Origin of the sequence: Microbacterium hanjuni (assembly GCF_043556395.1) — a bacterium.
Lineage (GTDB): Bacteria > Actinomycetota > Actinomycetes > Actinomycetales > Microbacteriaceae > Microbacterium.
Genome location: NZ_JBIGIK010000001.1, coordinates 77,333 through 102,255, shown reverse-complemented (window position 1 = coordinate 102,255; position 24,923 = coordinate 77,333). Strand labels below are relative to the sequence as shown.

General features: G+C 67.8%; 25 protein-coding genes. 7 read left to right on the top strand and 18 right to left on the bottom strand.

Annotation, left to right across the window (positions count from 1 at the left end; translation table 11 throughout):
- Position 1 precedes the first annotated feature (1 nt).
- The gene (trpD, locus tag ACFXP5_RS00495; RefSeq protein ID WP_394543054.1) at positions 2-1,063 is read right to left on the bottom strand and encodes an anthranilate phosphoribosyltransferase; all 1,062 of its coding nucleotides are present in this window, start codon (positions 1,061-1,063) and stop codon (positions 2-4) included.
- A 163-nt stretch (positions 1,064-1,226) separates the two neighbouring features.
- Here trpD and ctaE point away from each other — a divergent pair, with 163 nt between their 5' ends.
- The 5 genes from ctaE (at position 1,227) to ACFXP5_RS00470 (ending at position 6,240) form a co-directional block, all read left to right on the top strand.
- Positions 1,227-1,859 (top strand): aa3-type cytochrome oxidase subunit III, encoded by a 633-nt coding sequence (ctaE, locus tag ACFXP5_RS00490; RefSeq protein ID WP_394543053.1) that lies wholly within the window; start codon positions 1,227-1,229, stop codon positions 1,857-1,859.
- Between the two features lie 19 nt (positions 1,860-1,878).
- Positions 1,879-2,682: a cytochrome bc1 complex diheme cytochrome c subunit gene (gene qcrC / locus ACFXP5_RS00485; protein ID WP_394526068.1), complete on the top strand. Its 804-nt coding sequence runs from the start codon at positions 1,879-1,881 to the stop codon at positions 2,680-2,682.
- A gap of 45 nt (positions 2,683-2,727) precedes the next feature.
- Positions 2,728-3,804: a cytochrome bc1 complex Rieske iron-sulfur subunit gene (gene qcrA, locus ACFXP5_RS00480; protein WP_394543052.1), complete on the top strand. Its 1,077-nt coding sequence runs from the start codon at positions 2,728-2,730 to the stop codon at positions 3,802-3,804.
- A complete protein-coding gene (gene qcrB / locus ACFXP5_RS00475; protein ID WP_394543051.1) occupies positions 3,801-5,645 on the top strand; it encodes a cytochrome bc1 complex cytochrome b subunit in 1,845 nt (614 codons plus the stop codon). The genes qcrA and qcrB overlap by 4 nt, the downstream gene beginning before the upstream one ends.
- Before the next feature lie 151 nt (positions 5,646-5,796).
- On the top strand, positions 5,797-6,240 hold the full coding sequence (locus ACFXP5_RS00470; RefSeq protein WP_394543050.1) for a rhodanese-like domain-containing protein: 444 nt from the start codon (positions 5,797-5,799) through the stop codon (positions 6,238-6,240).
- Here ACFXP5_RS00470 and ACFXP5_RS00465 read toward each other — a convergent pair.
- The 6 genes from ACFXP5_RS00465 to ACFXP5_RS00440 form a co-directional block, all read right to left on the bottom strand.
- Positions 6,210-7,028, bottom strand: coding sequence for a PP2C family protein-serine/threonine phosphatase (locus ACFXP5_RS00465; protein ID WP_394543049.1), 819 nt, complete (start codon positions 7,026-7,028; stop codon positions 6,210-6,212). The genes ACFXP5_RS00470 and ACFXP5_RS00465 overlap by 31 nt on opposite strands.
- Positions 7,029-7,031: 3 nt before the next feature.
- Entirely contained in the window at positions 7,032-7,463 is a 432-nt protein-coding gene (ctaF, locus tag ACFXP5_RS00460; protein WP_394526060.1) for an aa3-type cytochrome oxidase subunit IV, read from the bottom strand.
- Positions 7,463-9,220 carry an aa3-type cytochrome oxidase subunit I gene (gene ctaD, locus ACFXP5_RS00455; protein ID WP_394526058.1) on the bottom strand — a complete coding sequence of 586 codons (1,758 nt, stop codon included), beginning with the start codon at positions 9,218-9,220 and terminating at the stop codon, positions 7,463-7,465. The genes ctaF and ctaD overlap by 1 nt, the downstream gene beginning before the upstream one ends.
- Complete coding sequence (gene ctaC, locus ACFXP5_RS00450; protein ID WP_394543048.1) at positions 9,217-10,113, bottom strand: aa3-type cytochrome oxidase subunit II; 897 nt, start codon at positions 10,111-10,113, stop codon at positions 9,217-9,219. The genes ctaD and ctaC overlap by 4 nt, the downstream gene beginning before the upstream one ends.
- A gap of 187 nt (positions 10,114-10,300) precedes the next feature.
- Positions 10,301-10,666, bottom strand: coding sequence for an iron-sulfur cluster insertion protein ErpA (gene erpA, locus ACFXP5_RS00445; protein WP_394526054.1), 366 nt, complete (start codon positions 10,664-10,666; stop codon positions 10,301-10,303).
- 68 nt (positions 10,667-10,734) lie between these two features.
- Positions 10,735-12,129 (bottom strand): dipeptidase, encoded by a 1,395-nt coding sequence (locus ACFXP5_RS00440; protein WP_394543047.1) that lies wholly within the window; start codon positions 12,127-12,129, stop codon positions 10,735-10,737.
- A 45-nt stretch (positions 12,130-12,174) separates the two neighbouring features.
- Here ACFXP5_RS00440 and ACFXP5_RS00435 point away from each other — a divergent pair, with 45 nt between their 5' ends.
- Positions 12,175-12,747 carry a DUF3043 domain-containing protein gene (locus ACFXP5_RS00435; RefSeq protein ID WP_394543046.1) on the top strand — a complete coding sequence of 191 codons (573 nt, stop codon included), beginning with the start codon at positions 12,175-12,177 and terminating at the stop codon, positions 12,745-12,747.
- A gap of 58 nt (positions 12,748-12,805) precedes the next feature.
- On the opposite strand, the gene ACFXP5_RS00430 is transcribed toward ACFXP5_RS00435, so the two are convergent.
- The 5 genes from ACFXP5_RS00430 to dnaE all read right to left on the bottom strand — a co-directional run bounded on the left by ACFXP5_RS00430 (position 12,806) and on the right by dnaE (position 20,463).
- A complete protein-coding gene (locus ACFXP5_RS00430) occupies positions 12,806-13,837 on the bottom strand; it encodes a quinone-dependent dihydroorotate dehydrogenase (RefSeq protein ID WP_394543045.1) in 1,032 nt (343 codons plus the stop codon).
- 10 nt (positions 13,838-13,847) lie between these two features.
- Positions 13,848-14,336 (bottom strand): transcriptional regulator NrdR, encoded by a 489-nt coding sequence (gene nrdR / locus ACFXP5_RS00425; RefSeq protein ID WP_394526049.1) that lies wholly within the window; start codon positions 14,334-14,336, stop codon positions 13,848-13,850.
- Positions 14,337-14,348: 12 nt separating this feature from the next.
- The gene (gene hisD / locus ACFXP5_RS00420; RefSeq protein ID WP_394526047.1) at positions 14,349-15,650 is read right to left on the bottom strand and encodes a histidinol dehydrogenase; all 1,302 of its coding nucleotides are present in this window, start codon (positions 15,648-15,650) and stop codon (positions 14,349-14,351) included.
- A 34-nt stretch (positions 15,651-15,684) separates the two neighbouring features.
- Positions 15,685-16,863: a hypothetical protein gene (locus ACFXP5_RS00415; protein WP_394543044.1), complete on the bottom strand. Its 1,179-nt coding sequence runs from the start codon at positions 16,861-16,863 to the stop codon at positions 15,685-15,687.
- A 135-nt stretch (positions 16,864-16,998) separates the two neighbouring features.
- A complete protein-coding gene (gene dnaE / locus ACFXP5_RS00410) occupies positions 16,999-20,463 on the bottom strand; it encodes a DNA polymerase III subunit alpha (protein ID WP_394544156.1) in 3,465 nt (1,154 codons plus the stop codon).
- A 105-nt stretch (positions 20,464-20,568) separates the two neighbouring features.
- On the opposite strand from dnaE, the gene ACFXP5_RS00405 reads away from it, so the two are divergent.
- Positions 20,569-21,042: an NUDIX hydrolase gene (locus tag ACFXP5_RS00405; RefSeq protein WP_394543043.1), complete on the top strand. Its 474-nt coding sequence runs from the start codon at positions 20,569-20,571 to the stop codon at positions 21,040-21,042.
- A 96-nt stretch (positions 21,043-21,138) separates the two neighbouring features.
- Here ACFXP5_RS00405 and ACFXP5_RS00400 read toward each other — a convergent pair whose 3' ends face one another.
- The 6 genes from ACFXP5_RS00400 to ACFXP5_RS00375 all read right to left on the bottom strand — a co-directional run bounded on the left by ACFXP5_RS00400 (position 21,139) and on the right by ACFXP5_RS00375 (position 24,920).
- Positions 21,139-21,711, bottom strand: a complete 573-nt coding sequence (locus ACFXP5_RS00400) for a GNAT family N-acetyltransferase (RefSeq protein ID WP_394526044.1) — start codon at positions 21,709-21,711, stop codon at positions 21,139-21,141.
- Between the two features lie 118 nt (positions 21,712-21,829).
- A complete protein-coding gene (locus ACFXP5_RS00395; protein WP_394543042.1) occupies positions 21,830-22,750 on the bottom strand; it encodes an RluA family pseudouridine synthase in 921 nt (306 codons plus the stop codon).
- A 2-nt stretch (positions 22,751-22,752) separates the two neighbouring features.
- Positions 22,753-23,388, bottom strand: a complete 636-nt coding sequence (lspA, locus tag ACFXP5_RS00390; protein WP_394543041.1) for a signal peptidase II — start codon at positions 23,386-23,388, stop codon at positions 22,753-22,755.
- A 9-nt stretch (positions 23,389-23,397) separates the two neighbouring features.
- The gene (locus tag ACFXP5_RS00385; protein ID WP_394543040.1) at positions 23,398-24,009 is read right to left on the bottom strand and encodes a DivIVA domain-containing protein; all 612 of its coding nucleotides are present in this window, start codon (positions 24,007-24,009) and stop codon (positions 23,398-23,400) included.
- Positions 24,010-24,155: 146 nt separating this feature from the next.
- Positions 24,156-24,452, bottom strand: a complete 297-nt coding sequence (locus ACFXP5_RS00380; protein WP_394526039.1) for a YggT family protein — start codon at positions 24,450-24,452, stop codon at positions 24,156-24,158.
- Positions 24,453-24,458: 6 nt separating this feature from the next.
- Entirely contained in the window at positions 24,459-24,920 is a 462-nt protein-coding gene (locus ACFXP5_RS00375) for a cell division protein SepF (protein ID WP_394526037.1), read from the bottom strand.
- Positions 24,921-24,923 lie beyond the last annotated feature (3 nt).

Sequence of the window (24,923 nt, the reverse complement as noted above, 5' to 3'; positions counted from 1 at the left end):
GTCACTGCGCCAGCGCCTGCGTCGTTTCCACCCAGGTGGCGAGCTTCGCCGCGGCGCGGCCGTCGTCGATCGCGGCCCTCGCCTCGCCCATGGCCTCAGCGAGGCGGTCGAGGATCGGGCGCTGCACCTCGGTCGGGTCCTGGAAGAGTCGGAACGCGACGATGCCGGCGGCCGTGTTGAGCAGCACGATGTCGCGGACGGGTCCCGCGTCACCGGCGAGCACGCGATGCACGACCTCGGCGTTCTGCGCCGGGGAGCCGCCGCGCAGATCGTGGAGGTCGGCGAAGCGGATGCCCAGGTCTCGGGGATCGAGGTCATGCTCGTGGATGTCGCCGCGGCTGACCTCCCACAGGCGGCTGTGGCCCGTGGTGGTCAGCTCGTCGAGTCCGTCATCCCCGCGGAACACCAGAGCGGTCGCACCGCGAGTGCGGAAAACGCCGGTGATCAGGGGTACGCGATCGAGTTGAGCGACGCCGACCGCGTTGGCCTCGGCCCGCGCGGGGTTGCAGAGCGGCCCGAGGAAGTTGAAGACGGTGGGGATGCCGAGCTCGGAACGCGTCGCTCCGGCGTGGCGGAAACCAGGGTGGAAAGCGGTCGCGAAGGCGAAAGTCAGGCCCGTGCGCTCCAGGGTCTCGGCGACCGCTCCCGGAGACAGGGTGAGATCGATGCCCAGCTCGCTCAAGACATCCGACGAGCCCGACGACGAACTGGCCGCGCGGTTGCCGTGCTTGACCACCGGGATCCCGGTCGCCGCCGCCACGATCGCCGACATCGTCGAGACGTTCACCGTCCGGTGGCGATCACCGCCGGTACCGACGATGTCGAGCACCTCGGCCTTCACCGGGAGGGCCACCGCCGCCTCGAGAATCGCGTCGCGGAAGCCGACGATCTCGTCGACCGTCTCGCCCTTCGCCCGCAACGCCACGAGGAACGCCGCCAGCTGCGACGGGGTCGCCGCGCCCGCCATCACCTGCTGCATCGCCCACGTCGACTCGGACACGCTGAGATCACGTCCGTCGAGGAGCATCGTGAGGATCTCGGGCCAGGAATACCGCTCCGCCATGCCTCGATCCTAGCGAGGGGCTCCGCCGCCGCCCGCGGACCCGGCGCACAGCGCACCTGCGGCGAACTCCGAGCCGATTCTTAGGCGATGCTTAGTTCGACGCAGGGTCTTTCTCCTGCCCCGGATGCGAAACTAGTGAGCCGGAATCGTCCATAATGGACAGGTGACGACCCCAGCGACTTACCCCCAGGCATTGCGATCCGTGAAGCGGCCGGATCCGGTCGCCGTCGGGACGATCGTCTGGCTGGCCAGTGAAGTGATGTTCTTCGCGGGCCTCTTCGCCATTTACTTCACCCTCCGCAGCACCTCTGCCGATCTGTGGGCACAGGAAAGCCAGCTGCTCAACGTGCCGTTCGCGCTCGTGAACACGATCATCCTGGTGCTGTCGTCCTTCACCTGCCAGATGGGCGTCTTCGCCGCTGAGCGCTACCAGCCCTACACCGTCAGGAACACCTCGTTCTTCCGCCGGTGGGGCATGGTCGAGTGGTTCTTCCTCACCTTCGCCCTCGGCGCGATCTTCGTGTCGGGCCAGGTCTGGGAGTACGCGCAGCTGGTCACGGAGGGCATGCCGATCACGGCGAACGCCTACGCCTCGGCCTTCTACCTCACCACCGGCTTCCACGCCCTCCACGTCACGGGCGGGCTCGTCGCCTTCCTTCTCGTGATCGGTCGTGCGTACGCCGTCAAGAACTTCGGGCGCAAGGAGATGACCACCTCGATCGTCGTGTCGTACTACTGGCACTTCGTCGACGTCGTCTGGATCGCCTTGTTCCTCGTCATCTACTTCCTGAAATAGAGCGGAGCTGCACCCCGACATGGCACGAGAGAAGAAGCCTCGCTCGCGCGGCCGCCGAAGCCCCCTGGCCGCCACCGCGCTGATCGGTATCGGTCTGCTGCTCACCGGCGGCATCTACGCCGGCGCATCCGCCGCGATGGCCGCAACCGGAGACGACTCCGCCGCCTCCTCCACCCTCACGGTGGAAGACGGCCAGAAGCTGTTCCAGGCCAACTGCGCCACCTGCCACGGCATGGACCTGCAGGGCAGCGAGTCCGGGCCGTCGCTGTACGGCGTCGGTGAGCTCTCCGTTCACTTCCAGGTCTCGACCGGCCGCATGCCGCTTCAGGCCCAGGCGCCGCAGGCCCCGCAGAAGCCTGTGCAGTTCACCGAGGAGCAGACCGCGGCGATCGCGGCCTACGTGCAGTCCACGTCCCCCGGACCGACCTACCCCTCCGACGAGGTCCTGGACGGCGACGGCGACCTGGCTCACGGAGCCGAGCTGTTCCGCATCAACTGCGCGATGTGCCACAACGTGGCCGGCGCCGGTGGCGCGCTCACCGAGGGCAAGTACGCCCCCAGCCTGCACACCACCAGCGCGCTGAACATCTACGCCGCGATGGTGACCGGCCCGCAGAACATGCCGGTCTTCAACAACCTCAACCTCACCCCCGAGGACAAGCGCGACGTCATCTCCTACCTGATGTATCAGCAGGAGACCCCGTCGCCCGGAGGCTTCGACCTGGGTTCGCTCGGTCCCGTCTCCGAGGGCCTCTTCATTTGGGTGTTCGGGATCGGTTCGCTGATCGCGCTCACCGTGTGGGTCACGGCCAAAGCCAACTAGCCGTCACCGCCCGCAGACCGAACTCAGACACGCACGAGGAGCACCATGGCACACGAGGAAGACGCACTCGAGCACGAGGGGGCCTACCAGCCCTCCCCCGGGCTCGCTGTTGCGGTTCCCGATCCCGTGCAGACCCCGGAACTGCCGGCCCACCGCGAGCGGGTCACCGATCAGGACCCGAAGGCCATGCGCCGGGCGGTTCGCACGGTGTACACGCTCTTCTACCTGTCGGTCGCCGCCAGCATCTGGGCGAGCATCGCCTACATCATCTTCCCGATCGAATCGGGCAACATGATGGACATTCGCAACAACAACCTGTTCATCGGTATCGGCATCGGGTTCGCGTTGCTGGCCATCGGCATCGGCGCCATCCACTGGTCCAAGGCGATCATGTCGGACAAGGAGTACGCCGAACCGCGCCATCCCACCCGCGGGAAGGAATCGACCCGCGCAGCCGTCGTCCAGATCTTCACCGACGCGAACGAGGAGTCGGGATTCGGTCGTCGCGAAGTCATCCGCAACTCCCTCTTCGCCGCACTCGTCGCCTCCGTCATCCCGGGCATCACGCTGTTCCGCGGCCTCGCGCCGCAGAGCTCGGAAGAGAACCCGCTGGCCGGTGACCCGGTCGCCCTCCTCAGCCACACGATGTGGAAGGAAGGCACCCGCCTCACGCACGACCCCTCGGGCCGTCCCATCCGCGCGGCGGACGTCACGATCGGTTCGGCGTTCCACGTGATCCCCGAAGACCTCGCCGGTCTCGGCCACGACGAGGGCTACCTCGAAGAGAAGGCCAAGGCGATCGTCCTGCTGATGCGGATGCTTCCCGAGCAGATCAACGAGGCGGAAGACCGTAAGGACTGGTCCTTCGACGGCATCGTCGCCTACTCGAAGGTGTGCACCCACGTCGGGTGTCCCGTCGCCCTGTACGAGCAGCAGACCCACCACCTGCTGTGCCCCTGCCACCAGTCGCAGTTCGACGTCGCCAATGGCGCGGCGGTCATCTTCGGCCCGGCTGCCCGTCCCCTGCCGCAGCTTCCGATCACTGTCGATGACGAGGGTTACCTCGTCGCTCGCAGCGATTTCCATGAGCCCGTCGGCCCGAGCTTCTGGGAGCGTCATTGAGCACCGGCACCCACCCCACTGAGAACGTCACCTCTGAACCGGCGGTCTCGGAAGCCCCAGCGCCCACCGGGCGCGACGGCAAGCCGCTCGGCGGCCGTTTCGTCGGCGCGGCGGCCAACTACCTCGACGAGCGCACGAGCATCTCGGGCCTCATCAAAGAGGTCGGTCGCAAGATCTTCCCCGACCACTGGTCGTTCATGCTCGGTGAAGTCGCTCTGTGGAGCTTCGTCGTCGTCCTGATCTCGGGAACGTTCCTCACCTTCTTCTTCCAGGCCTCCATGGTCGAGACGCACTACGACGGCGCGTACGAGCCGTTGCGCGGTGTGGCCATGTCGGCGGCGATGGATTCCGCCCTCCACATCTCGTTCGACCTCCGCGGCGGCCTCCTCGTCCGTCAGATCCACCACTGGGCTGCGCTGACGTTCATCGCGGGCATCGGCGTGCACATGCTGCGCGTCTTCTTCACCGGATCGTTCCGCAAGCCCCGCGAGCTCAACTGGGTGATCGGGTTCATCCTGTTCATCCTGGCGCTCGGCGAAGGCTTCACCGGCTACTCCCTGCCCGACGATCTGCTCTCCGGTAACGGCCTGCGCATCATCGACGGCATGGTCAAGGGGATCCCGCTGGTCGGCACGTGGACCTCGTTCCTGCTCTTCGGCGGCGAATTCCCGGGTACTGCGATCGTCGGACGTCTGTACACGCTGCACATCCTGCTGCTGCCGGCGATCCTCGTCGCCCTCCTCGCAGCGCACCTCCTGCTGCTGGTGGTCAACAAGCACACCCAGTTCGCGGGTCCCGGACGCACCAACAACAACGTGGTGGGCTACCCGGTGCTGCCGGTGTACGCGTCGAAGATCGGTGGCTTCTTCTTCATCGTCTTCGGTGTCATCGTCCTCATCGCGGCGTTGTTCACGATCAACCCGATCTGGAGCTACGGACCCTACGACCCGTCTCCGGTGTCCGCGGGAACGCAGCCCGACTGGTACATCGGCTTCGCCGACGGCGCGCTCCGCCTCGTGCCGCCGCACCTGGAGACCGTGCTGTGGGGCCACACCTACTCGTGGAACATCCTGCTGCCGCTGTCGGTGCTGGGGCTCTTCATCCTGCTCGTGCTCATCTACCCTTTCATCGAGGCGTGGGTCACCGGCGACAAGCGGGAGCACCACATCACCCAGCGTCCTCGCAACGCCGCCACGCGCACCGCCATCGGCGCCGCCGGCGTGACGTTCTACGCGGTCCTGTGGGCAGCGGCTTCCTCCGACATCATCGCGACGCACTTCTGGGTCACGATGGAGGGCGTCATCCACACCCTGCAGGCACTGCTCATCATCGGGCCGATCATCGCCTACTTCGTCACCAAGCGGATCGCGCTCGCATTGCAGAAGAAGGACCGCGAGATCGTGCTGCACGGTTACGAGTCCGGTCGCATCGTGCGCCTCCCCGGTGGCGAGTACATCGAGGTGCACCAGCCGGTCGACTCCTTCGACCGCTGGCGCCTGATCGACAACGAGAACTACGCCCCGTTGATCGTGCGCCCGAATGCCAAGGGACAGATCCCCTGGAGCGAGCACCTGCGCGCCGGTGTCTCCCGCTGGTTCTTCGAAGACCGCCTCGCCCCGCTCACGCAGGCGGAGATCGTCGCAGCCGACGCCCACCAGCGTCACACCCTCGAAGAAGACGCTCACGCCGAGACCGCAGAGGTCGAAGGCGCGGTCAAGCGGGCCGAGGCCGACGATCAGCCGATCAACGCCCCGCACGATCTGCCCGCCGAGGTGGAGTTCCCCACCCCGAAGGGCTTGCGCGACGAGACCGCCGAGCCGCGGGACGACGACACCAAGTAAGTCAGACGAAATGCCCCGGCCGACCTCTCACGAGGTTCGGACCGGGGCATTTCTCTTCGCTGCCCGAGGGCCGCAAGCTTGGCGGAATTCGTACGAGACCCGTCCGCCCTCTCCCTCGTCGCCGGTGATGCACGGCCGTAGCGTGAATGGTATGACCGACCCCGAGTACTTCGCCGCCCGCCTCGCACACGAGACCGACCCCTCCGACGTCTACGCCGCGCAGCGAGCCGGCGAGCCGTTCACCCTCGTCGACGTCCGTAACCGCGAGGCGTGGGACCAAGGGCACGTCCGCGGCGCCGTCCACCTGCCCCACGCCGAGATCGCCGACCGCGCGAGTGCGGAGATCGATCCCGCACTGCCGGTCGTCGTGTACTGCTGGAGCCCCGGATGCAACGGCGGCGTGCGCGGTGCGCTCGCGTTCGCCCGTCTCGGATACGAGGTGAAGGAGATGATCGGCGGCTACGAGTACTGGGTGCGCGAAGGTCAGCCCGCCGAGAGCGCCGCTGGTCCCCTCCCCCGCATCTTCGACCCCCTGGTGATGATCGTCCGTGAGAAGGACGACGCTCAGGCGGTCTCGACGTCCTCGGTGAAGTAGCGGGCGGCTGAACCGTAGAACACCGGTCGCTCGTCGACCTCGTCCTCATCGCCACTGTCCTCATCGACGCTGTCCTGATCAACGACGTCGCACACGACGGCCGTCACGTTGTCACGGGTGCCCGCCTCGAGCGCCAGGGCGACGATCGCCGCGGCGGCCTCCGCCGAGGTCGAGGTCGAGGTGAGCAGCTCCACGACGTCGAGCTCGGGCACGTAGTCGGTGAGCCCGTCGCTGCACAGCAGCCAGCGGTCGCCCACGACCGGCTGACGCTCCTGCACCGAGATGGTGTCGTCCTCGCCGCCGCCGAGGGAGGCGGTGATGATGTTGCGGCGGGGGTGGGATGCTGCAGCCTCGGGCGCGAGCAGACCCCGGTCGACGAGTGCCTGCACGTAGGAATCGTCCCGGGTTTCGCGCGTGAACCATCCGTCCCGCAGCAGGTACGCGCGGGAATCGCCGGTGTGCGCGACCAGGAGGTCGCCTGAGGCGCCGAGGAAGAGTCCCGTGAACGTGGTCGCCATGCCGCGCAGAGCGGGATTGCGCTCGACCTGCGCCCGGAGGTCCCAGTTCGCCTCTCGGATGCGCACCACGAGGGTTTCCGGGTCGGGGATCATCGCCCCCGCTGCGACGAGTCGATGCACCAGCGCGGCGGACGCGAGATCCCCGGAGGGGCCGCCGCCGACGCCGTCGGCGACCGCCGCGCCCCAGGGCGCAGTGAAGGCAGCATCCTGATTCGTCTCACGATGCACGCCGACGTCGGAGACGGCGGCTGCTCTCAGCCGGATCGGCACGGATCAGCGCGCGAAGTATCCGCGGTAGTACTCGTACACCCAGCCGACGATCGCGACGACGAAGATACCGATACCGATGGGGAGCAACCAGGTTCCGACCGCGAGGCCGAGCACGGCGACGGCGGCGGAGAAGGCGAGCACGATGGGCCACCACGACCAGGGGCTGAATTCGCCCATCTCGGGGTCGCCGTCGTCGATGTCGGCCGTGAGGCGGTCTTCGGGCAGCTCGCCGCCCTGCACGCGGTGCACCCGCTGCACATAGAAGGCGATGAGCGCCGCCATGAAGGCCGCGAACAACAGGGCGATCGAGCCCACCCATTCGACGCGCTGCACGGCGGGGCCTTCGTAGAAGATGAGCGACCAGCCGGTGTAGACCAGCGCGAGGAGGAAGAAGAACGCCGCCAGCAGCCACCAGAGTCCGACATTGGTGCGCATTACTTGACCTTCCCCTCGGCAGCATCCGCCACGGGCGCGTCAGGGGCGTCCTTCGCCGGTCCCACACCGACCGGCACGCCGGCTTCGGGGTGGTTGAGGTCGAACGCGGGACGCTCGCTGCGGATGCGCGGGATCGAGGTGAAGTTGTGTCGCGGCGGCGGGCAGGACGTCGCCCACTCGAGCGATGCGCCGTAACCCCACGGGTCGTTGACGGTGATCATCGGAGCCTTCCGCGACGTGAGCCACACGTTGAGGAAGAAGGGGATCATCGAGGCGCCGAGGATCATCGCACCCACCGTGGAGACCTGGTTCTGCCAGGTCCATCCGTCAGCGGCCGAGTAGTCGGCGTAACGACGCACCATTCCGTCCACGCCCAGCCAGTGCTGGATCAGGAAGGTCATGTGGAAGCCGATGAACAGCATCCAGAAGTGCACCATTCCGAGTCGCTCGTTCAGCATGCGACCGGTCCACTTCGGCCACCAGAAGTAGAACCCGGCGAACATCGCGAACACGACCGTGCCGAACACCACGTAGTGGAAGTGCGCCACGACGAAGTAGGAGTCGGAGAGGTGGAAGTCGAGCGGGGGCGAGGCGAGGATGACGCCGGTGAGGCCACCGAAGACGAAGGTGATGAGGAAGCCGAGGGCGAAGACCATCGGCGTCTCGAATGTCACGGAGCCGCGCCACATGGTGCCGATCCAGTTGAAGATCTTCACACCCGTCGGCACCGCGATGAGCATCGTCATGAGCGCGAAGAACGGCAGCAGCACCGCACCGGTCACGTACATGTGGTGCGCCCACACTGCGACCGAGAGGGCCGCGATCGCGATCGTGGCGTAGACGAGGGTTTTGTACCCGAAGATCGGCTTACGGCTGAAGACCGGGAAGATCTCCGACACGATGCCGAAGAACGGCAGCGCAATGATGTACACCTCGGGGTGACCGAAGAACCAGAACAGGTGCTGCCAGAGCAGCACGCCACCGTTCTGCGGGTCGTAGATGTGGGCCCCGAGCACGCGGTCGGCCGCGGCGGCGAAGATGGCGGCGGCGAGCACCGGGAAGGCCAGCAGGATCAGGATGCTGGTGATCAGCGTGTTCCACGTGAAGATCGGCATGCGCCACATCGTCATACCCGGTGCGCGCATGGTGATGATCGTGGTGATGAAGTTCACGGCACCGAGGATGGTTCCGAAACCGCTGATGCCGAGTCCCAGCATCCAGAGGTTTCCTCCGACGCCCGGTGAGAAGCTCGCGTTCGCCAGAGGTTGATAGGCGAACCACCCGAACCCGGCAGCACCGGCAGGGGTGAGGAAGCCGGACACGGCGATCGTGGAGCCGAAGAGGAAGAGCCAGAACGCGAAGGCGTTCAGACGGGGGAACGCGACGTCCGGCGCACCGATCTGCAGCGGGAGGATCGCGTTGGCGAAGCCCGCGAACAGCGGGGTCGCGAACATCAGCAGCATGATCGTGCCGTGCATCGTGAAGAGCTGGTTGTACTGCTCTTTCGTGGGCACGATCTGCATGCCGGGCTCGAACAGCTCGGCGCGGATGATCAGCGCCATCACGCCGCCCAGGCAGAAGAAGATCACGGAGGCGATGAGGTACATGTACCCGATCGTCTTGTGGTCGGTGGAGGTGATCCACTTGACGATGATGTTGCCCTTTTGATCGACGCGCGAAGCGGTCAGCAGGGCGGCCTGTCGAGGCGGGAGGGGCATGGAAGCGCCCGTCTCCTTCGGGGGGAGCGTGGTGGTCATTCGCTGTCGCCTTCCACTGCCTGTCCGAATCCGGTGTTGTTCTGCAACCGGCTGTAGGTCTCGTTGATGTCGCCCGTCTGCCCGGCGTCGCGCAGCGAGTCGAGGTAGTTCTCGTACTCCGCCTCGCTCACCACCTTGACGTTGAACAACATGGCGGAGTGGTACTCCCCGCACAGCTCGGCGCACTTGCCGGCGTAGGTGCCCTCGCGGGTGGGCGTGAACGACCAGAGGTTCTCGCGCCCGATGTACATGTCCTTCTTGTAGAGGAAGTCGATGATCCAGAAGGAATGGATGACGTCGCGGGAGTTGAGCTGGATCTGCACGGTCTTGTTGACCGGCAGGTACAGCGTCGGCAGAGTGTCCGCGTCGAAGTTGCCGTCGGCATCCGGCTGAGCCTGGACGCCCATGGTCCAGACGGCGTCGGTGTTCTCGTCATCTTCGCCGTTGTACTGGAAGTCCCAGGCCCACTGCTTGCCGTACGCGGTGATCGACACCTCGGGGTCGTCGTACTGGGTCTCGAGCACGGTCTGGTCGCGTGCGGTGAAAGCGAAGAGGCCGAGCACCAGGATGAGCGGAACCACCGTGTAGAAGATCTCGATCGGCATGTTGTAGCGCAGCTGCACCGGCAGGCCGGACTGGCCCTTCCGGCGGCGGTACGTGATGACGGCGAACAGGAGCAGGCTCCACGTCACGATGCCGACGACGAGCAGAACGATCCAGGAGTTCACCCAGAGGCCGGCCACCATGTCGACACGGTCGGTCGCGGGCACACCGTCATCGGTGAAGCCGGGGAGGTACCCGTGCAGTTGCGACGTGGTGCACCCCGCCAGGACGACCGCTGCGGCGATCCCGACAGGAAGGGCGGCCCAACGGATACGGCGTTTCGGAGGCACAGTGCACCTTTCCGGGTCGAGAATATTGCTCGCTCAGTCTAGAGCAACCTCTTATGGTTCTCGGGCCAAGCACCCAGGTTCACAACGACGAAACCCGCGGAACCGACCGGAAAAACCGGTGGTCCCGCGGGTTTGATGTCTCTCGACGTCGAACCTTCCGGGCGTGATAATCACCCGGCGTCGGGCGTCAGTGGAACGAGTCGCCGCACGCGCAGCTGCCGGCTGCGTTGGGGTTGTCGATCGTGAAGCCCTGCTCGGAGATGGTGTCCTTGAAGTCGATGGTCGCGCCATCGAGGTAGGGCACGCTCATGTCGTCGACGATGACCTCGACACCGTCGAAGTCGACGGCCTTGTCGCCGTCGAGGAAGCGCTCGTCGAAGTAGAGCTGGTAGATGAGGCCGGAGCATCCGCCGGGCTGGACGGCGACGCGCAGACGCAGGTCGTCGCGGCCTTCCTGGGTGAGCAGGTTCTTGACCTTCTCGGCTGCGGCGTCCGTCAGACCCACGCCGTGGTCACGGACGATCTGGTCGGTCGACAGGGCGGTATCGGTCATGACTCTCCTTCAGACGTGGTGCGGACGAATTCTCTGATTGTACGCCGCCGAGCGGTGCGGGCGGCTGGTCACACGGTGCGCGCGTCGAGCTTCGCCAGCAACAGGGCCTCGGAGACGACGGCCTTTCGGAACGTGTCGAGGTGCAGCGACTCGTTGGGGCTGTGCGCGCGGGAGTGCGGGTCTTCCACACCGGTGACCAGGATCTGTGCGCCGGGGTTCTCGCGCACCAGGTCGGCGATGAACGGGATCGACCCGCCGATACCGGCATCCACGGGCTCCACGCCATAGCCCTCCCGGAATGCGGCGCGCACGTCTTCGACGGCCCATCCGCTGGTGTCCACGAGGAACGGCTGGCCGTAGTCGACGTCGGTGAAGGTGAGTTCGGCACCGAACGGCGCGTGCGCGCGCAGGTGCGCTTCCACTGCGGCGTAGGCGTCGCGGGCGTCCTGGCCCGGAGCCACGCGGGCGCTGATGACGACCGACACCTCCGGCAGGAGGGTATTGGATGCTGCGGCCACGCTCGTGGCGTCGATACCGGTGACCGTGATCGCCGGCTTGTTCCAGATCCGCCCGATGATCGACCCGGTACCGATCGGGGTGACTCCCGGCAACAGCCCCGTTTCGGAGCGGAGGGTCTCCTCCGAATATGCCGGCGTCTCAGCATCCCGTTCCCGCAGCCCCTCGACGGCGACGGCGCCGCTCTCGTCCCAGAGGCTCGAGAGCAGCTTGACGGTCGCGAGCATGGCGTCGGGGACGGCTCCCCCGAACATGCCGGAGTGCGAGGCGTGCTCGAGCGTGCGCACGCGCAGGGTGAAGTGCGCGTTGCCACGCAGCGACACCGTGAGCGAGGGAGTGCGTTCGTCCCAGTTGCCGGAGTCGGCGACGACGATGACATCGGAGCGCAGCACGTCGGCGTGATCGGTGAGGAAGGTCGAGAACGACCGGGAGCCGTACTCCTCCTCCCCCTCGATGAACAGCGCCACACCGAGGTCGAAGTCATCCCCCAGCACCTCCTTGACCGCGCGCAGCGCCGCGATGTGGGCCATCACGCCGGCCTTGTCGTCGGCGGCGCCGCGTCCATAGAGGCGGCCGTCGCGCACGGTCGGCTCGAAGGGCGGCGACTGCCAGAGCGCCTCGTCGCCGGGAGGCTGCACGTCGTGGTGGGCGTAGAGCAGCACGGTGGGGCGCCCGTTGCGCGCGCGGCGGACGGCCAGCACGGCCGGCTGGCCCAGCTCGTCGGTTCCGGGGATGCCGGCTCGGGCGATCTGCACGTCGTCGAAGACACCCGTGCCGCGGGCCAGGTCGGCGACGGCCTCGGCGCTCTTCACCAGTTGTGTCTGATCGAAGGCCGGCCAGGCGATGGAGGGGATGCGCACGAGCGCACCCAGATCGGCGAGAGCGGTGGGGATGCCCGCGGTCGCGGCGTCACGCACAGCGTCCTGACGGTGTGGATCGGAGGTCATGCGGGTAATCTTAAGGCTCCAGCATCGACATCCCCGAGGTTCACCGTGGCCAAGACCCCCACTCCCGCATCGAACGAAGCGCCCCAGGAGGCGCTCGTGACCGCCAGCGGAAAGGGGCGCGCCACCCCGACCCGGGCCGAGCGCGAGGCCGCGCGCAAGCGCCCCCTGGTCGCCGATACGAAAGAGGCGAAAGCCCGTGCTCGTGCCGAGATCGCGGCTGCCCGCGACAAGGCCCGCATCGGCATGGCCGCGGGCGAGGAGAAGTATCTCCCCCTGCGCGACAAGGGTCCGCAGCGCCGGTACGTGCGCGACTGGGTCGATTCCACCTGGCACCTCGGCGAGGCGCTCATGCCCCTCGCGATCATCGTCATCGTGGCGACCCTGATCCCGAACGTCTACGTGCAGTACCTCGCCTACCCGGTGCTGATGGCGTTCGTGCTGCTGGTCGTCGCCGACATGGTCTGGTCGTCGGTGCGCGTGAAGCGCCTCGTCCGGGCGAAGTTCGGTGAGGCCCGCCTCGAGAAGGGTCTCGGCTGGTACGCCGCGATGCGCACCGTGCAGATGCGGTTCATGCGTCTGCCCAAGCCTCAGGTCAAGCGCGGTCAGCGCCCCGCCTGACGCGGCGCGCGCCCTCTCCGGGTGTCTTGTCAGCGATCGGCCCTCTCGGGGCGTCTCGTCAGCGATCGGATGCTGCGGCGAGGCCCCGGTTGATCTGTCGCGCCCAGAGCGGACCGCGGTAGAGGAAACCGGTGTAGCCCTGCACCAGCGTCGCGCCGGCATCGAGGCGCGCCCGCACGTCGGCGGCGGATTCCACTCCCCCGGCTGACACGATGGCGAACTCCGCCGGCACAGCGGCGCGCAGCACCCGGAGCACGGCGAGCGAACGCGCGCCGAGCGGTGCTCCCGACAGTCCCCCGTCACCGGCGGTGGCGACGAGGGCGGCAGAGCTGCGCAGGCCCGCTCGCGAGAGGGTGGTGTTCGTCGCGATGATCCCGGCGAGGCCGAGGTCGACGGCGAGAGCGGCGATGTCGGCGATCTCGTCATCGCTGAGGTCGGGCGCGATCTTCACGAGCAGCGGCGCGGTTCCGGCGGCGGCCTTCACGGCTTCCAGCAGGGGACGCAGCGTCTCGACCGCTTGCAGGCCGCGCAGGCCCGGGGTGTTGGGAGATGAGACGTTGACGACGAGGTAGTCGGCGAGCGGTGCGAGCAGCCGCGTGCTGTAGACGTAGTCGGCCGTCGCGTCGGCGACCTCGACGGCGCGGCTCTTGCCGATGTTCACCCCGATGACGGGCAGCGAACGGCGGCGCCGAACGCGCTTCAGTCGTCGGGCGGCGGCCTCTGCTCCCGCGTTGTTGAAGCCCATCCGGTTGATCACCGCGCGGTCGGCGACGAGGCGGAACAGCCGCGGCCGGGGATTACCCGGCTGCGCGCGTGCGGTGATGGTGCCGACCTCGACGTGGCCGAACCCGAGCGCCCAGAGGCCGGACACCATGCGCACGTCCTTGTCGAACCCGGCGGCCACGCCGAACGGCGAGTCGAACTCCTGGCCGAAAGCCGTGGTCGAGAGCGCGCGGCCCGGGGCCGCGATGCGACGGGTCACCCAGGAGAAGGGCGGGACGCCCAGCAACCGGATCACCGGGATCGCGAGATGGTGCGCCCGCTCCGGGTCGATCCGCGACAGCACGGTGCGGAAGAGGAAGGGATACATCCCCGCCAGATTACTCACCGGCGCTGTCGTGCTCGGCGCCGGTGTGGCGATCGTGGTGATCGACCCGCAGCTGGTCGATGGCCGATTCGAAGTCTTCGAGTGACTCGAACGCCTGGTACACGCTGGCGAATCGCAGGAAGGCGACCTCGTCGAGTTCGCGCAACGGGCCGAGGATCGCGAGACCGATCTCGTTGGCGTCGATCTGAGCCGAACCGGTTTGACGCACCGACTCCTCCACCGACTGCGCGAGCATCGCCAGGTCGGCGTCGGTCACGGGTCGCCCCTGGCAGGCTTTGCGCACCCCCGACATGACCTTCTCCCGGCTGAACGGCTCGACGACGCCGGAGCGCTTGATCACGTTCAGGCTGGCCGTCTCGACAGTGGAGAACCGGCCGCCGCACTCTGGGCACTGACGGCGACGGCGGATGCTGAGGCCGTCGTCGCTGGTACGGGAGTCGATGACGCGGGAATCGGAGTGACGACAGAAAGGGCAGTGCATGGCACGGAAAGACTACGCCGGGAAACGAGCGGTGACGGCCTCACCGTGCGCGGGGAGCGCCTCGGCTTCCGCCAGCGCCACGATGGCGTCGCGCACCTGCGCGAGCGCGGCGTGGTCGTACTCGATGACCTGCTGCGGTCGGAGGAAGGTGGCGGCTGAGAGGCCGGGTTCGAAGCGCGCCTGGCCTCCGGTCGGCAACACGTGGTTGCTGCCGGCGAGATAGTCGCCGAGGCTCACCGGTGTGTCGGGCCCGACGAAGATGGCGCCCGCGTGCACGAAGTCCTCCGGGCGAGGCTCGGCCAGCTGCAGTTCGAGGTGCTCCGGGGCGTACGCGTTGCTGAACGCGGTGGCCGCGGCGATGTCATCGACGAGCACGATCGCGGACTGCGGTCCCGTCAGGGCCGCGGCGACGCGAACACTGTGCCGGGTCCGCGCTGCGCGGGCATCGACGGCCTCGGACACGGCGGCGGCCAGCGCAGCGGAATCCGTGACGAGCACGGCCGAGGCCTGCTCATCGTGCTCGGCCTGGCTGACCAGATCGGCGGCGACGAGCGCGGGGTCGGCGGAAGCATCCGCCACCACCAGGATCTCCGTCGCCCCGGCCTCGGAGTCGGTTCCGACGCGCCCGGCGACGGCGCGTTTGGCGGCCGCGACGAAGTTGTTGCCCGGTCCGGTCACGACGTCGACCTGCTCGAGGCCGAGCTCGTCCACCCCGTAGGCGAAGGCACCGATCGCCCCGGCACCGCCCATGGCGTAGACCTCGCTCACCTCGAGCAGGCGCGCTGCGGCGAGGATCACCGGGTGCACCCGACCGTCGAAACCGCGCTGCGGCGGCGACGCGAGGGCCACTTCCTGAACGCCCGCGACCTGGGCCGGCACGACGTTCATCACGACACTGGAGGGATAGACGGCTTTTCCACCGGGTACGTAGACACCGACACGACGCACCGGCTGCCACCGCTGTGCGACGCGGGCGCCCGGGGCGAGCTCGGTCACGACCGGCGGCGGCACCTGTGCGGCCGACGCGCGCCGGACGCGCGTAATCGCCTCTTCGAGGGCTGATCGCACCCGGGGGTCGAGCGAGGCGAGCGCCTCGTCCAGGTGGGCTGCAGGAACGCGCACCGCGTGCCCGGACACACCGTCGAACTGCTCGGCCTGCTCACGCAGAGCCGTCTCCCCGCGCGCGGCCACGTCTTGGACGATGGCCGCGGCGGTGGTGACAGCGTGGTCACGGGCCCCGGTCGCCCGGGGTACCGCGGCGAGGAACTCGGCGGATGAGAGCCGGCGTCCGCGCAGATCGATGGTGCGAAGCATCCTTCCAGGCTACCGGCTGATGCGCCGGCGCCCCTCAGCCGCGGGTGACTCCGGAGGTGTCGTGCAGGAAGCCCACGCGGCCGTCTTCGTGGCGGACGACGAAGGCCTGACCCCGGTCCTCGATGACGAGCGCCCAGGCTGTCGGACCGATGCGGAAGAGCGGGCGACCGTAGTCGTCCACGATGTCGCGCTCCACGGGGACGAGGGCCCAGAAGGCCTGGGGCGCCGGTGCCGGCTCGGGATCGGGATCGTCCTGCGTCGGCATCGCGGTGGTGCGCACGGTGTCGTCGGTGGGGGCCCACTGGTCGACAGAACCCGTCGCGCCGAGCGGGGCGAAGATGTCGGTGTCGTACGACCCGGTGTCGCCGGTCGTGGGCTGCGGCTCGGCGGCCGTGACGGGTGCGGCGGCGGGTGCGGCTTCGTGCGCGCCGGTCTCGGTCGCGACCGGAGCGGCAGCCGCGTCGTACGGAGCCCCGTACGGAGCGGGAACGCTGGAGGTGTCGGCCGCCGCGGGGGCGGGGACGGGCCGCGGACGCTCGGTCTTCGGACGGGCGACGACAGCGCGCACGGGGCGCGCGTTGCGGTGGGCGGGCTCTTCGGGCCGGTCCTGGAAGTCCTGCTCGAGGCCCGGGATGAACGGGGCGAAGACGGTGAGCACGACCCCGGCGAGCATCAGGACGAGCTCCACCCAGATGACCCACGAACGCACCCAGACGCCGACCTCGAGCGAGACGGCGACCGTCTCCCAGACGAGCTGCAGCCAGACGATCGCCGAGACGGCGAACGCGACGGAGGCGAACTGGTCGATGCCGAGCGATCCGAAGCGACGGATGCCCGTCGGCGACAACCGACGGAGCGCGATGAGGAAGACGGCGACGGTGGGGAGGCCGATGGTCAGCACCCAGGAGAGGCCGGACACCCAGACGTTCGTACCGCCGATGAGGGTGGCCTCGGGCTGTGCCAGCAGGTTGATCGGGAAGAAGGACACGATGAACGCGACCAGCCACACGCCGCCCAGGATGACTTCGCGCACCGAGAAGGGGCCGATCCCGTACTGGGGCGGCGTTCCCTGCGTTGCGGTCGCCGGCGCCTGCACGTCGCCGAAGCTGTCGGTGCCATCGGCGGGAGCCTCCGCGGGCGATGTCGCGGGAGCCGCGACATCGTGGGGGGTGAGCTGCTCAGCCCTGTCGTCGTTCAGATTCGCGTCGGTCACGATGGTCCTTTCCGATGCCGCGCCCGGGGTGCGCGCGCGGTCCGATCCTAGCGGGGGCACCGTGCGGTGCCCGCGTGCCGCGTCACACTTGACACGGCGTGCGGCGCGGTTCGTGCGCCGTGTTCAGCGGGGACATCACCCGAGGCAGTTCGGTCCGAGCAGACCTTTCAACTCGCCGTACAGGTCGGCCGTGACGCGCACCGGATGCGGCACTTCGAACACCTTCGCCGTGGAACCGGCGATCAGCTTCATCGTGACCTCGGTGCTCCCCCGGTGCCGGTGAAGCGTCTCGAGCAGCTCGCCCATGACCATCTCGCCCGCCCGCCGCTCGGGCACCACGAGCACCAGCCCGCTCGACTCGTCGAGGTTGCCGAGGTCGGGCGTCATCGCGGAGACGGCGTGCAGGTTCAAGCCGTCGTCGCGCCGGGAGATCCGGCCGCGCACGACCAGGATCGAGTCCTGCTTCAGGATGGGCTGGAACTCCTGATACGTCTTCCCCATGAACATGACGGTGACCTCGCCGTCGAAGTCCTCGATCGTGATCATGCCGTACGGGTTGCCGCTCTGCTTCGCCACCCGATGCTGGGCGCTGGTGACGAGGCCGGCGACCGTGACCTGCTCCCCGTCGGGCAGGTCGTCGGAGGCGAGGAGATCGTGGATGCCGATGGAGGCGTGCTTCGCGAGCGGCACCTCCAGCCCCGACAGGGGATGGTCGGACACGTAGAGCCCCAGCATTTCGCGCTCGAACGCCAGCTTGTCCTTCTTCGTCCATTCCGGACGCTCGGGCACCTTGATGCTCTGCTGGGGTTCGTCCCACAGCGAGTCGAAGTCGAAGCCGACTTCACCGTTGGCCTCGCGGCGCTTGTCGAGCACGGCCTGCTCGGTGGCGTCCTCGTGGATCTCGAGCAGCGCCCGGCGCGTGGAGCCGAGACTGTCGAAAGCCCCCGCCTTGATCAGCGACTCGACGGTGCGCTTGTTGGCCACGTGAGCGGGCACCTTGGTCAGGAAGTCGTGGAAAGACGTGAACGGCGCCTCGGCGCGCGAGGAGACGATGCCGTCGACGACGTTGGCACCGACGTTGCGCACCGCGCCCAGACCGAAGCGGATGTCTTCGCCGACGGCCGCGAAGTACCGGATCGATTGACCGACGTCGGGGGGGAGCACTTTGATGCCCATGCGTCGGCACTCGTTCAGATAGACCGCCATCTTGTCCTTGGAGTCGCCCACGCTCGTGAGGAGCGCGGCCATGTACTCCGCGGGGTAGTGCGCCTTGAGGTAGGCGGTCCAGTACGAGATCATCCCGTACGCCGCCGAGTGCGCCTTGTTGAAGGCGTAGTCGGAGAACGGCAGCAGGATGTCCCAGAGCGTCTTGACCGCTCCCTCGCTGAAGCCGTTCTTCTTCATGCCGCCCTCGAAGCCGGCGTACTGCTTGTCGAGTTCGGACTTCTTCTTCTTGCCCATCGCCCGCCGCAGGATGTCGGCCTCACCGAGGGTGAACCCGGCGACCCGCTGGGCGATCGCCATCACCTGCTCCTGGTAGATGATCAGGCCGTAGCTGGTGCCGAGGATGTCGGCGAGCGGCGCTTCGAGCTCGGGGTGGATCGGCGTGACCTCTTGCTGACCAGTCTTGCGCAGCGCGTAGTTGATGTGCGAGTTCGCACCCATCGGGCCGGGCCGGTACAGCGCGATGAGCGCCGAGATGTCTTCGAAGTTGTCGGGGCGCATGAGGCGCATGAGGCTGCGCAGCGGGCCGCCGTCGAGCTGGAAGACACCGAGCGAGTCGCCGCGCGTGAGCAGTTCGTACGCGCCACGGTCATCGAGCGGCAGCTCTTCGAGCACGAGGGGGTGACCGCGGTTGGCGGAGATGTTGTCGAGCGCGTCGTTGATGATCGTGAGGTTGCGAAGCCCCAGGAAGTCCATCTTGATCAGCCCGAGCGACTCGCAGGCGGGGTAGTCGAACTGCGTGACGATCTGGCCGTCTTGCTCGCGCTTCATGATGGGGATGATGTCGATCAGCGGTTCGCTCGACATGATCACGCCCGCCGCGTGCACGCCCCACTGGCGCTTCAGGTTCTCGAGCCCCACCGCCGTGTCGAAGACGGTCTTGGCCTCAGGATCGGTCTCGATCAGGGTGCGGAACTCCGCCGCCTCTTTGAAGCGCGGGTGGTCCTTGTCGAACATGCCCTCCAGCGGCATGTCCTTGCCCATCACCGCCGGCGGCATCGCCTTCGTGAGCTTCTCACCCATGCTGAAGGGGAAACCGAGCACGCGCCCGGCGTCTTTCAGCGCCTGCTTGGCTTTGATCGTGCCGTACGTGACGATCTGGGCGACCCGCTCGTCGCCGTACTTGTCGGTCACGTACTGGATGACCTCGCCGCGGCGGCGGTCGTCGAAGTCGACGTCGAAGTCGGGCATCGAGACGCGGTCGGGGTTGAGGAACCGCTCGAAGATCAGCCCGTGCTGCAGCGGGTCGAGGTCGGTGATCCGCATCGCATAGGCCGCCATCGAACCCGCGCCCGACCCACGGCCGGGTCCGACGCGGATGCCGTTCTCCTTCGCCCAGTTGATGAAGTCGGCGACGACCAGGAAGTAGCCCGGGAAGCCCATCTGCACGATGACCCCGGTCTCGTACTCGGCCTGTGCGCGCACCTCGGCCGAGATGCCGCCCGGGTAGCGGAACTCGAGGCCCTTCTCGACCTCCTTCACGAACCACGATTCTTCGGTCTCGCCCGCGGGCACCGGGAAGCGCGGCATGTAGTTCGCGGAGGTGTCGAATTCGACCTCGCACCGCTCGGCGATGAGCAGGGTGTTGTCGCACGCCTCGGGGTTGTCGCGGAAGACCTGGCGCATCTCTGCGGCCGACTTGACGTAGTAGCCGTCGCCGTCGAACTTGAAGCGCTTGGGGTCGTCGAGGGTGGATCCGGACTGCACGCACAGCAGCGCCGCGTGAGACGTGGCGTCGTGCTGGTGGGTGTAGTGCAGGTCGTTCGTGCCGACGAGCGGGATGTTGAGTTCTTTCGCGATCTTGAGCAGATCGCCCATCACGCGCCGTTCGATCGACAGCCCGTGGTCCATCAACTCGACGAAGTAGTTGTCTCGGCCGAAGATGTCCTGGAACTCGGCGGCGGCCGCCTTCGCCGCGTCGTACTGGCCCAGACGCAGACGGGTCTGCACCTCGCCGGAGGGGCAGCCCGTCGTCGCGATGAGCCCCTTCGAGTAGGTCTGAAGCAGCTCGCGGTCCATACGGGGCTTGAAGTAGTAGCCCTCGATGCTCGCCTTCGAGGAGAGTCGGAACAGGTTGTGCATGCCCTCGGTCGACTCCGACAGCAGGGTCATGTGCGTGTACGCGCCCGAGCCGGAGACGTCGTCGCTGTTCTGTTCCGGAGAGCCCCAGCGCACGCGGGCCTTGTCGGAGCGGTGCGTGCCGGGGGTGACGTACGCCTCGATGCCGATGATCGGCTTGATGCCGGCATCCTTCGCCGTCTTGTAGAACTCGTACGCCGCGAAGGTATTGCCGTGGTCGGTCACAGCGATCGCCGGCATGCCGAGGCGAGCGGCCTCCTGCACCATCGGAGCGATACGCGCGGCACCGTCGAGCATCGAGTATTCGCTGTGCACGTGAAGGTGAACGAAGGAGTCGGCTGCCACGTGCCGAGTCTACGTTCGAGCACCGACACCGGCTCGGTGTGACGCTAGCGTGGCTGCATGCCCACACCCGATTTCGTCCTTGCGCTGCGCGAGCTCGTCGGCACCCGCCCGCTCCCCCTCGTCGGCGTGACCGCCGTGATCATCCGCGACGGCCAGGTGCTGCTCGGGCGTCGATCCGACAACGGCGCGCTGACGCCGGTGACCGGCATCGTCGATCCGGGAGAGGAACCGGCGGATGCTGCGTGCCGTGAGGCGCTCGAGGAAGCCGACGTCGTCGTGCGCGCCGACCGCCTGACCTGGGTGCATCCGATCCCCCGGGTCACCTACGACAACGGCGATCAGAGCGACTACCTCGACCTCACCTTCCGGTGCACCTGGGTCTCCGGCGAGCCCTACCCCGCCGACGGCGAGATGACCGAGGTGGGCTGGTATCCCCTCGACGATCTCACCGACGTCGACGAGGAGATGCGCGCACGCATCGCCTCGGCCCTCGACGAGCGCGGCGAGGCCCGCTTCGCCCAGGGCTCCTGACACGAACGTCGGAGAATCGCACCCGGGTCGGAGAATTCCGGGCGGATCATCCGACGGGGGCGTGATTCTCCGACGCGGGTGAGCGGATGCTGCGGCTCATCCCAGATCGAGACGCATGAGCACCCGCGGGAAGCCCGCCAGTACCGAGCTCGTCACAGCCGCCTGAGCGAAGCCCGCCTTCTCGAAGAGCGCCTTCGTGCCGACGTAGGCCATCGTGAGGTCCACCTTCTCGCCGCGATTGTCCACGGGATACCCCTCGACCGCGGGCGCACCGTGTTCGCGTGCGAACGCGACGGCCCCGGCGAGAAGGGCATGAGAGATCCCGTGACCGCGGTGGCCGGGGCGCACGCGGATGCACCACACCGACCACACGTCGAGGTCATCGACCCGCGGGATCCGACGGCTGTTCGCGAACGTGGTGTCCGCCCGGGGAGCGACCCCCGCCCAGCCGACCACCTCGTCGCCCTCGTACGCCAGCACCCCGGGCGCGATGGTGCGTCGGCAGAGCTTCTCGACGTACTCACCCCGGGCGGGGCCGACGAGTTCGCGGTTAAGCGAGCCGGGGATGCGGTAACTCAGACACCAGCAGACGTTGGCGTCCGGGCGCTTGGGCCCGACGAGGGTGCGCACATCCGCGAACGACTTGGCCGCCCGAACGTCGATGTCCATCCCCCCACCCTGCCGCACCCGCGTCGGAGAATCGCACCCAGGTCGGAGAATTCCGGGCGGATCGTCCGACATGGGCGCGATTCTCCGACGGGGGTGAGCGGATGCTGCGTCCCGCGGCCTACTCGGAGCGCAACACCTCGAGGGCGTGGGCCAGATCGGCGGGATAGGGCGAGAGGAACGTCGACCACTCCCCCGTGCCGGGGTGGGTGAACGACAGCTGGTGCGCGTGCAGCCACTGACGAGTGAGCCCGAGGTGGGCCGACAGCGTCGGGTCGGCGCCGTAGAGCGGGTCGCCGACGCACGGGTGGCGGTGCGCGGCCATGTGCACCCGGATCTGGTGGGTGCGGCCGGTTTCGAGGTGGATCTCCAGCAGCGAGGCGCCGGGGAACGCCTCGAGCGTCTCGTAGTGGGTCACGGAATCCTTGCCCGTGGGCGTCACCGCGAACTTCCACGAGTGCGTGGGGTGGCGCCCGATGGGCGCGTCGATCGTGCCGGCGAGCGGGTCGGGGTGGCCCTGCACGACGGCGTGGTAGATCTTCTCCACCTCGCGCTCCTTGAACGCGTGTTTGAGCGCCGTGTACGCGCTCTCGCTCTTGGCCACCACCATGAGGCCGCTCGTGCCCACGTCGAGGCGGTGCACGATGCCCTGACGCTCGGCAGCGCCCGTCGTGGCGATGCGGAATCCGGCGGCCGCGAGGGCACCGAGCACCGTCGGACCCTCCCAGCCGACGGAGGGGTGAGCGGCGACGCCGGCGGGCTTGTCGACCACGACCAGGTCGTCGTCATCGTGCACGATCGACAGATCGGGCACCGCCATCGGCACGATCTCGGGCTCGCGTCGCGGGGTCCACGAGACGCTCAACCAGCTGCCCGCGCGCAGGCGGTCCGAGCGTCCCACCGTGCGTCCGTCGAGTTCGACCCCGCCCGCGTCCGCCACCTCGGCGGCGAAGGTGCGCGAGAAGCCGAGCATCTTCGCGAGTGCCGCGTCGACACGTGTGCCTTCGAGCCCGTCGGGGACGGGAAGCGAGCGCGATTCCATGCTCAGCGCTCGGGAGTCTCGCCGGGCTCCGCCGACGCGTCGAGGCGACCGGCGGATGCTGACGGCTCGGCGTCGTGCTCGTCCGCTGCGGGAGCTGCATCCGCGTCTTCGACGTCTTCTTTACGCGGTTCACGGGTGCCGTCGAAGCGGAGCCCGATCAGCACGAGGAGGGCGACGCCGATCATCATCGTGACGATGAACATGTCGGCGATGTTGTAGATCGCCGGCATCATCCACGGGGTGGAGATGTAGTCCACGACGTGTCCGACGAGGAAGCCGGGCTCGCGGAACAGGCGGTCGGTAAGGTTGCCGAGCACCCCGCCGAGCAGCAGACCCAGCACGATCGCCCACGCGCGTGAGCGCAGGCGGGTGACCGCGATCCAGACGATCGCGACGGCGACCGCGAACAGGGCGATGGTGAAGACCCAGGTGACGTTCTCGCCGAGCGAGAAGGCCGCTCCGGGGTTTCGGATCAGGTAGAACTGCAGAAAATCGCCGAGTACCTCGACCGGTTCTTCCGGAGGAAGGTTCTCGATCGCGAGGTACTTGGCGAACTGGTCGGCGGCCAGCACCAGCACCGCGAGAATCGCGATGATGGCGCCGGCCGCCGCCTTATGCAGGGGGACTCGGCGTGGCACCGACCCGGCCTAGAGGCCGATCGCCGAGACCGGGGTCGAACCCGACGGCGTGGCGGTCGTGTCGAGGTCGCGGAGCTTGCCCTCGATGTAGCTGCGCAGCTGCGAGCGGTAGTCGCGCTCGAAGTTGCGGAGTTCGGTGATGCGAGCCTCGAGAACCGTGCGCTCCTTGTCGAGACGCGCGATCTCGTCGCGGCCCTTGGCCTCGGCGTCGGCCAGGATGCTGGCGGCCTGAGCCTGGGCGTCGGAGACGAGCTGGTCGCGCTGGGCCTTACCCTCGGCGACGTGCTCGTCGTGCAGGCGCTGAGCCAGCTCGATGATGCCGGCGGACGCCGCGACGGGCTCGGAGGCGCTGGCTGCGGGGGCAGGAGCGGGAGTCGATGCGGGAACCTCATCGACGACGGCGGCTTCGACGACCTCGGGCTCGCTCTCGGCGACCGGGGCTGCTTCGCCCGACTCGACGGCGGCGAGCTTGGCCTTCAGCTCTTCGTTCTCGGCGATCGTCTTGCGCCACTCGACCACGATCTCGTCGAGGAAGTCGTCGACCTCGTCGGGGTCGAAACCCTCTTTGAAGCGGACGTGCTGGAACTGTTTGGTGACGACGTCATCGGGAGTCAATGCCATGGTGGTTCCTCTTTCGAGCGATCTGATCGCGGGCCGATGTCCGGGGTGGCACACCGGGGCGTGCCGCTCCGGACAAGCATAGTCTCAGCCTCTACGGCATGTCGAAGCACGCTCGCCGCACGAAGGAGCGGCGAGCGTGCTTCGTCCTAAGACAGTGCGCGGGTGACGCTGAGCAGCAGGAAGCACAGCAACATCGTCAACGCGAACGCGAAGTCTATGGCCACGGGTCCGATGCGCAGCGGCGGGATGAAGCGACGGAACAGCTTGATGGGCGGGTCCGTCACCGTGTACACGAATTCTGCCGCGATGAGGCCTGGGCCCTTGGGTCGCCATGATCGGTTGAACATGGGGATGTACTCGAGCACGAGGCGCACGAGCAGCACGAGGACGTACAGGAACAGCAGGACGTTCAGAACCGAGGCGACGAGGCGGAGCACGTCCACGATCGGTTACGGCTGCGAGAAGGGCGCCGAGTCGGGGTCGGCCTGTGCGACCGCTCCCTCTCCGGAGACCGCGATGTTCTCGGGCGACAGCAGGAACACCTTGCTGGTGACCCGCTCGATCCGTCCGTAGAGGCCCAGCGACAGGCCGCTCGCGAAGTCGATCAGTCGACGGGCGTCGGCGTCCGACATCTGCGACAGGTTGATGATGACCGGGATGCCGTCACGGAAGTTCTCCGCGATGGTCTGCGCGTCGCGGTACTGCTTCGGGTGCACGGTGAGGATCTCACTCACCGGCCCGGCGGTCGGCTGACGCACGACGGTCGGACGATGCAACGGGGTCACCGTTGCCGTCTTCTCGACGACCTGCGGCTGCTTGCGGCTCGAGGGCTGCGGTGCCGGCTCATCGAACGTCTCCTCTTCATCGGCGAGGCCCAGGTACACCATGGTTTTCTTGAGCGGGTTCGACATCGC